Origin of the sequence: Paracoccus salsus, assembly GCF_021556615.1 — a bacterium.
Taxonomy (GTDB): Bacteria; Pseudomonadota; Alphaproteobacteria; order Rhodobacterales; family Rhodobacteraceae; genus Paracoccus; species Paracoccus salsus.
Genome location: NZ_JAKGGD010000017.1, coordinates 1 through 6691, shown reverse-complemented (window position 1 = coordinate 6691; position 6691 = coordinate 1). Strand labels below are relative to the sequence as shown.

The 6691-nt window shown below is 61.1% G+C and carries 3 protein-coding genes and 3 pseudogenes; 4 read left to right on the top strand and 2 right to left on the bottom strand.

Features of this window, described 5'->3' with window-relative positions:
* Positions 1-690: 690 nt before the first annotated feature.
* The gene (locus L1965_RS15815) at positions 691-990 is read right to left on the bottom strand and encodes a hypothetical protein (protein WP_235757393.1); all 300 of its coding nucleotides are present in this window, start codon (positions 988-990) and stop codon (positions 691-693) included.
* A gap of 413 nt (positions 991-1403) precedes the next feature.
* On the opposite strand from L1965_RS15815, the pseudogene L1965_RS15810 reads away from it, so the two are divergent.
* The 3 genes and pseudogenes from L1965_RS15810 to L1965_RS15800 form a co-directional block, all read left to right on the top strand.
* Positions 1404-1808, top strand: a pseudogene (locus tag L1965_RS15810) (IS110 family transposase); the annotation flags it as partial.
* 72 nt (positions 1809-1880) lie between these two features.
* Positions 1881-2181: pseudogene (locus tag L1965_RS15805) on the top strand (recombinase zinc ribbon domain-containing protein); the annotation flags it as partial.
* Between the two features lie 578 nt (positions 2182-2759).
* Positions 2760-3251, top strand: a complete 492-nt coding sequence (locus tag L1965_RS15800) for a hypothetical protein (protein ID WP_235757392.1) — start codon at positions 2760-2762, stop codon at positions 3249-3251.
* Positions 3252-3538: 287 nt separating this feature from the next.
* Here the strand turns inward: L1965_RS15800 and L1965_RS15795 are convergent, their stop codons facing one another.
* Positions 3539-5173: a D-arabinono-1,4-lactone oxidase gene (locus tag L1965_RS15795; RefSeq protein ID WP_235757391.1), complete on the bottom strand. Its 1635-nt coding sequence runs from the start codon at positions 5171-5173 to the stop codon at positions 3539-3541.
* A gap of 713 nt (positions 5174-5886) precedes the next feature.
* Here L1965_RS15795 and L1965_RS15790 point away from each other — a divergent pair.
* Positions 5887-6472, top strand: a pseudogene (locus L1965_RS15790) (IS5 family transposase); the annotation flags it as partial.
* Positions 6473-6691: the final 219 nt, after the last annotated feature.

The following is a 6691-nucleotide window of genomic DNA, read 5'->3' as shown; positions in this document are numbered from 1 at the left end:
TGGGTAAAGAGGTCGCGGAAAAAGCCGGTTCGGCCGCCAAGACGGCCGCCTGAGACCACAGGCCCGACCCGCGACGACATGACGAAGGGCGGCCCCCGGCAAGGGGCCGCCCTTCCTGCATGCGGGCCTGCATGCGGGCCTGAATGCGGCAAGCGGCGGCCTTGGCTGAAACCTGCGGCTGCCGCCGCACGCGCATCAGGCGGCTTCGCGCCAGCGCGCCGCGCCCTCGGGCGCATAAGCATCGACGACCCTGCCTGCGGCACGGGCGGCATGTTGCTCGGGGCTACGGGATCTGTCGCAATTCTATGAACAGCATGGATACATTGCTGTCAGCAAGGAACTTTTCGACCTTGAGAAAAGGCGCAGCAGGGTGACTGATGGCACGCTTTTCAGCAACCTCACGCCCGATGCCATCGCCAGTGTCATCCGCACAGCGGACGGCCGTGGAGGTGCGGTCGGAGCAGGTCGTCCCGACAACGGTCGAGCAGGTCGAACGCCGGCTTACAGACACCACCCCGATCCGAGGGTTTCGTGCGCATGCCCGACGCCGAGTTCGAGGCGATCCTGACGCGGGCGGCCGAGGATCTGTCCCGGCTCCCCGAAGGCTCGGCGGTTGCTGAGTTGCTGGCCGATGACGCTGTCATGCGGCAGCAAGCGCGCGCATGTCGCTATTCGACGGATTCTCTTCAATCAGGTCAGGCTCAACGCCGCCATCAGCAGAACCGTCGCGCCGCGGGCGAGATCGGCATGGATGGCCGGGCCACCGTAATGGACGGCAGCGCGCCATACGCCAACGGTCGCCACGGCATTGTAGGGGAGCGATACTCCATAACCGATGAGCAGTGCCGCCCATGCCAGATCCTGCATGATCAGGATCAGGAAAAGCACACTCGTCACCACGTTGACCAGAAGGCCGACGATCACTGCCCATGTCCAGAAGGCGTCACGGAGTGGCAATTCACCGCGCCAAAGTGCGACAAGATTCGTCATCGACCCATCTTAGGTGCAGTCGCGGGTCTCTGCCACTTTCCTGTTTCGGTCGGGTACCAGACGAACACGCTCGTCTATAGTGCTGGCGGCTATCGGTTCCTCGACTTCGTGAGGATCGGTGTGCCGATGAACATACTCATCGGTGCAGTGACTGTGCTTGTCATCCCATTGATCTGGCCGTTGGCAGGATAGCCCGAAGTTTTCGGTCCTGCCCAACGGGTCGGATCGCGTGACGGCGGCATGGGAAGTGGGCTACGCGCGAGTGATGAGCCAAAGGACCGAGGACGAAAAGATTGTTATATAATAAAAACAAGGAGTTGAAATGGATATGGGGTGGATGCCGCTCTCCCCCGACGGCATCGCGATGCGCCGTACTCGTGGTGTCGAAGCACAAGCTGAAGGAGAGGGCATCCATGGCAGCAGTGAGCATCATCGGGGTCGCTCTGGCAAAGAACGTGTTCCAGTTGCACGGAGCGGCGGCGGACGGGGCGGTCGTTTTCCGCACGAAGCTGTCGCGACTGAAATTCGCGCGGTTCATGGCGGATCATCCGGCATGCGAGGTGGCGATGGAGGCGTGTCCCAGCACGCATCACTGGGCGCGGGAATTGTCCGCCCACAGGCACAGCGTCCGACTGATCGCGCCGCCTTACGTCAAACCGTTTCTGAAGCGGCAGAAAAACGATGCGGCCGACGCGGAAGCGATCGTCGAAGCGGCGCTGCGACCGACCATGCGCAAGACCCAGGAACAGCAGGCCCGTGCCGTCGCGTTCCGGACGCGCGAGCAGCTCGTCAAGCAGCGCACCGAAGCGGTGAAAGCGAAGATCACCGCCCTTTCGAACGACGCGGAGATGCCACGGCGGCTGCAGACCATGCCGGGCGTTGGACCGATCACCCGCTCTGACACGCCCGCGCTGCTGAAGGGGTTACTGTTCGGGCCCGATGGCGCCGCGTTCTCGCCGATCCACACCCGCAAGGGCGACAGGCTCTGCCGCTACTACGTGAGCCAGACCATACTGAAGCACGGTGCCGGGTCGTGCCCGGTGGGTCGTTTCCCCGCAGGCGAGATCGAGGCTGCCGTTACTGACCAGCTCCGCGCCGTGTTCCGCCAACCCGAGATCGTCGCGGGAACGTGGAAGGTGGCGCGCCCATGCCGACGACATCACCGAGGCCGACACGCGTGCGGCCCGGCAGACGTCCTTCGACAGAGAAGGGCTGCCCCGCAAGCTTTGCTGCAAAGTAAGGCCCGAGCATCCAACCACTTCCAGAAGCATGGTTGGCCGTATCCCCGGTGCGATCGAACTGAACCATGGCCCCGACCAACGGCTTCCTCGAGGCTGTAGGCCCATGTTCGATCCGATGTTCCAGAAGGGCCTCGACCATCGTATTCTGCCGCCTGTCCATTCGTCCGCCTCCACGGTTGGTTTCACAACTCCATGGAATACCGGAATGGATCGCCCCTGCCGGGGCATGCCCCGGCAAAGGCTCAAGGCACCCGCGCCAAACGAATTTCCAGACGTGAAGTTACAAGTCCGTTGCCGTTGCAGCCCCCGGACAGGGCTCAAGAGCACCCGGGAGATTACGCCGCCCGGCAATTTCCACCACGTTCGAGTCACAACCTCACGGGGCGCTTGGGAGCTACGATCGTCAACCTGAGATGGCACGAATCGTTGTGAGAAAGAGGGTTCGAGCTTAGGCTTGAACTGTGGCGAGGTGCTGCATCAACGCAAATCTCAGAACAAAGGGGGAACTTGATGATACGCTCTATCGTTATGTCGAAGTCATGCCTGAAGCCCGCGCTGGCCGGTGCCGTTCTCGCACTGGGCGTCGCCGGTTCCCAGCCTGCCGCCGCTCAGTCGGCCGCCTGCGTCAATCTGCAGGTCGGGGCCGGGTATGCCGCCTGGATGGCCGTCAAGTTCGCCGGTGGCTTTACCTGGTCGTCAAGCTTTCCGATCGGCCAAACGCGGTGCATCCCGTTGCCGGTGGACGGCATGGTGGACGGCGCGCCCTACGAGGTTGTGGTGTCAGCGGTCCTGGGGTCCAGCAAGGTGAGCTGTACGCCGGCGCCGGGGGTCTATCAGTCGTCAAATACCAACTCAGTATCCTATAACGCCTGGGGCACGACTCTGAACGTGCATTGCGAAATGCCGGGGGCGGCGAACCTTGAAATGATAAACGCACTGCCGGTCACCCCGACGGAAGAGGGCATGATGGCGCTTGAAAAGCACAACACCGAGGGTGAACTGCCACCGCCGACAGAGTAGGTCTTTCGGTGTGACTTGGGGGAGCAGGCGGTGACGTCTGGTCCCATCTTTGTTGAGGCGTTGTGGGGCCAAACGTGCGCCGGGCGATCGGCGGACCGCAGAGTGGCTAAGAAATTTCTTGGCATCGCAATCAATGCCCGTAAACATCCCGAAGATCTGTGTCTTGGTCTGACGTTGCGCCCGCCCCACCCCGGTGGGGCGGGCCTTTCTACATTTCAGGGCAACCACCGAGTGGCGCCGCCCGCACCGGGCCTTGCGGCCGTGAGGCCGTGTGTGGGGGGTGTTGCTCAGGCCCCGATCAGGCTGGCGAGGTAGGGATTCAGGAAAACCCCATTCGGGTCGACGGACTTGCGATAGGCGGCATAGGCTTGCAACCGTTCGCCGCGCCGTTTTGCCAGATCGGCGATGAAGGCCGGATTGAACGCGCCGGTGAAACTGCCCGCAGCGCCCGCGGGATCGTAAAAACCGTACATCTTGCCATTGTGGGGAAATCCCCCCATGGCCACCCATATCCGCTCCACATCCGCAAAATATTTCAGCAGCGGTGCAGGGTAGGAGGCGGAAGGAACAGCCTCGATAAATCCGATCAGATCGAGATTGACGAAAGTGGCGCCGGGCGTGGTGGTGTAGGTGCCCGACATCGCAGAATCGCCACCCCTGATGAACCGGAATTCCATCGGCGCGGCCAGGTGGAACGGACCATTCTGGGCCACGATGGACCCTGCGGCGTTCAGACCGTCCCAGACCATGCCAAGCCCGACGTCGGCCAGGTCGGGCAATTCGACAAAATAGGACATGAACATGACCTGCGATGCCTCCGCCAGCCACAGGTCGGAGAATTTTGCATTTGCGGCCTTGGCCTGCTTTTCGATATCGTCCAGTCCGATGGCAACAAAGCCCGAAGTCGGCACCGGCGGAAATTCGAATACGTTGTAAGGGTCGTTGTAAAGCTGCGAGGCTCGTACGTATTGAACCCCCCATTCCGCAAGTCCAGTCATGAACGGCGCGCCGAAATCGCCCTTGTCGGCCAGCGCGCAGGGCGAGGCAGAGCCGACTGGCTGGTTTGGCGTCCTGGGGGTAGGATTGGCGACCTCGTCCCAAGTAAGGGCTAGGAAGTTATTGATCCCGACCTTGGCGGCGTAGGGGGTATAGAACACTTCCATCCGGTCGGATTTCGTCGGGCCGCTCAGCATCGGTTTCAGCGCGGCGACAAAGCTTGACTTGTCAGCTGCCAGAAACCTGCGCGTGGCGCCTTTTAGCGACGTGGCACAGGGACGGGGCGCGACGTCGAGCGTGATCCGCGTCACGATGCCAAGCCCCCCCAACGACACACGGACGAATTGCAGCGGATGCCAGCCGTTTTCGGCGGGGGAATCGGCGTCGATGGTGGTTTCGGTGCCGTCCGGCCCCATGATTGTGAAGGCCGATGCGGTTTCGGCAAAGATCGGTTGCGCCACCGTGGCGCCGTGCACATCCACCGCCGTCATCCCGCCGATGCTGAAAAACCCGCCGGCGGTGGCGGTTTTGAACATCAGGTTGTTGGCGGTCAGGAACGTGTCGACATTGTCTTCGCGCACGCCAGGATTGACGGTTACCTGATTGGGGCCCGGGCCCAACATGATGCCGTCCGGATAGATGTCGCGGTAGCACGACATGTCGATCAGGAAGGTCGTCAGTTTGGTGTTGGGCCAGGCGGAGCGGTTGTCAGCGGCGACCAGTGGCGGTTGCGAATGGCGCTGACCCGACACGCGGACCGGAACGCCGGTTTTCACGGCCCTGGACAGCACCGATTGCAGGTCTGCCTTGGTGGTAGGGTAGGCATAGTAATCCGCCCCGTCGTTGGGGGGATTGTGGATCAAGTTTCCTGACCAGTTTTTCCACGGAAGTTTGGGAGAAGGCAGGGCGGCATGGTCCGTGATCACGCTGTATCTCCTTTTGAAAAGTGATCAATAGTTAGAAACCACCCTACTGTTCCCAATCCAACAGTTGGTACCCGTTGCGAACGGTGTTCAGTTTTTGTGAACGGGAAGAATCCCGTTGTGGCTTAAACCAGCATAGTGGAAATAATACGGGCGACCTAGCACAATCGCCAGGGAAGCGGTCGAGCGGCGGCAACAAACGGCTGGCTGATTCAGGACAGGATTGCTGCAAGAAAACCGAGCCAAGGGGTTGCTTCGGACGCCGGAGAGCACGTTCACTAAGACGCCGTTGTGGCGAGCGGCGCTGCGGCTGGAGACGGATGTGGTGGCACGAGGGGCGACCAGGCATTGAAGATCCAGACATATGATCTGAACCTAGATGCGCTGCCGCAGCGCAGCTTGTCTGAACCAGGATTCGCCAACAGGCCTACAAATTTTCTGCCTCATATATTGTCCGAATTTCTTGATGCTGTATCAACTCATTGGAGATCGAAAGAAACCTTGCGAAATCCGTTGCACCAATATAGATGGATCGTTTCTTTAGCTGCAGAACGCGTTTTCATAAAAACAACCTTGATTTCAGAATTTACTGCAACGAGCAGCATTGCAGCGGTAGGAAGATCTTAATGTCCACGCTCAGGCTGCTAGGTGGCGTCGTTGCGGAACTCTGACCGTGAAGGATTCACATCACGAATCAATGCGGTTAGATGGATGGCATGAGCAAGCCCAAGCCCGCCCGTTACCGCACGACGAACCGGTCCGCCTACGACGCTGTGCTCCGCAAGCGCGGGTCGTTGCTGATCTGGCTGGACAATGAGATGGCCTGGCACGCGCCGCATGAAGGCTGCCCCGGGCGCCAGCCTGTTGCAGCTGGCGGGGCTGGACTGGCCCGTGGCGGACTATTCGCCCCTGTGCCGCAGGCAGAAGGCCCTGAAGGTGCAGATCCCGTATCGCCGTGCCGGCGGGCCGCTGAACCTGCTCGTGGACAGCACCGGCATCAAGTTCCTCGGCGATGGCGAGTGGCAAGCCCGGAAGCATGATGTTAAGAGCCACTGCCAATGGCGCAAGGTCCATCTGGCCATGGACCCCGCCACATCCGACATCCGTGCGGTCGAGTGCACTCCAAGTCGGGAAGGCGACAGCCCCGACCTGCTGGACCAGATACCCGAAGTCGAAGACATCGGCACCGTGACCGCTGATGGCGCCTACGATACACGCCGCCGCCACAGCGCCATCATCGCACGCGGTGGCACCGCTATCATCCCGATACGCAAGAATGGCCGACCGTGGAAGGAGGACTGTTGGTGTCCGAAGGGCTTTACCTGCAAGTGTCGAAGTGGGGCACGAAGTCTTGGGAATTTCGGTTCACGTTGGACGGTCGCACCCGCAGCATGGGGCTAGGCTCACCCCTGACAACCCAACCCTAGGTGTTCAGTCCCGGCATCTGGTGGATCGGGTCGAGGATGAATCTATCGGGCTCTGATGTCCAGGTTTTGCAGATGTATTCGTAGGGCGTGAGGC

Coding starts and splice junctions, on each gene's coding strand:
- L1965_RS15800 (WP_235757392.1), top strand. CDS start 2,760: ATGTCGAAGTCATGCCTGAAGCCCGCGCTGGCCGGTGCCGTTCTCGCA.
- L1965_RS15815 (WP_235757393.1), bottom strand. CDS start 990: ATGACGAATCTTGTCGCACTTTGGCGCGGTGAATTGCCACTCCGTGAC.